The sequence below is a fragment of the Ralstonia flaminis genome (assembly GCF_958415495.1).
Lineage (GTDB): Bacteria > Pseudomonadota > Gammaproteobacteria > Burkholderiales > Burkholderiaceae > Ralstonia > Ralstonia flaminis.
The window spans coordinates 1-932 of sequence record NZ_CATZLL010000041.1 but is presented as its reverse complement, the minus strand read 5'-3'; the positions used below and the strand labels follow the sequence as shown (position 1 = coordinate 932).

1 protein-coding gene is annotated in these 932 nt (G+C 58.3%); it reads right to left on the bottom strand.

Features of this window, described 5'->3' with window-relative positions; genetic code table 11:
• On the bottom strand, positions 1-786 hold a 786-nt coding region (locus tag R2N11_RS26350; protein WP_316682963.1), incomplete at its 3' end, for a DUF4158 domain-containing protein.
• Positions 787-932: the final 146 nt, after the last annotated feature.

Genomic DNA, 932 nt, shown 5'->3' with positions numbered 1-932 from the left:
CGGCCTGGAGACAAGTCGGCGCGCGTAGCGGCGCAAGATGAGATCGGGGATGTCTGCCAGGTGCTTATGAACGTCCAGCGTGTAAAGCAGGTCGATGCGCTCCAGTACCTCGCTGATTTGGCGGGTTGAGTGTTTCGCCGGTGCAGCCCATAGCCAACTCTGCTGGGTTTGTCCATCTGGGCGCAGCTCTGAAACTGAGGCTCGCCAGCGATCAAGTGTTGCTGGATCAACGCTGGCGGCGATGGCGGTGCCTGTTTCAACTTCAAGCTGGGCAAGTGCCGCCGCAATCAGTGTCCGAATTGCCCGCTCGTGCACGATCACCAGCTTGTTCTTGTACAGCCATTGACGCGCCCGCACGAGTAGCTGATCGCGGTCGGCGCAGCGCGCCACTTCGTCGCGCAGTTCACGTACCAGTGAGCGGCGCTGGTGCTCGCTCATCCACTGGAATCCAAGAACCGTGCAGGCTACTTGTTGGTGATCGAATAGCGTGCGCCCGCGTTCATACATGGCTCTCAGCGAGGCGACTTCTGGTGCTGCAATGCCAAGCTCGTTGCCAAGGTGGCGCCACAAGGCTACTGGAATTACCCGAAAGGCACCGAGCAAACGCCCACTCATGCGCAGGAAACCAATATGGAGCGCCAGACCAAGCTTGTGGGAATCACCTCGGCGTGCATTGATTGCGTCGCGCTCGGCACCATCGAAGGTGAAAAATGCCTTCATCTCGAAGTCGCTGATATCGCGGGGGAGCCCACGCATCCCCAAAAACGTTGTGTGCCAACCCTGCATCGTGAACCTCAAAAGTGGGAGGCCACCATACCCGTTTACAAAGCGAACAGGAAAGTCAATGAAATCAACGGTCTACCCAGACCACCCCCGCGCCAGTGCTAGCTTTGCGTACCGTCACTTATTGCACTGAAAACGAGGAGACCCCA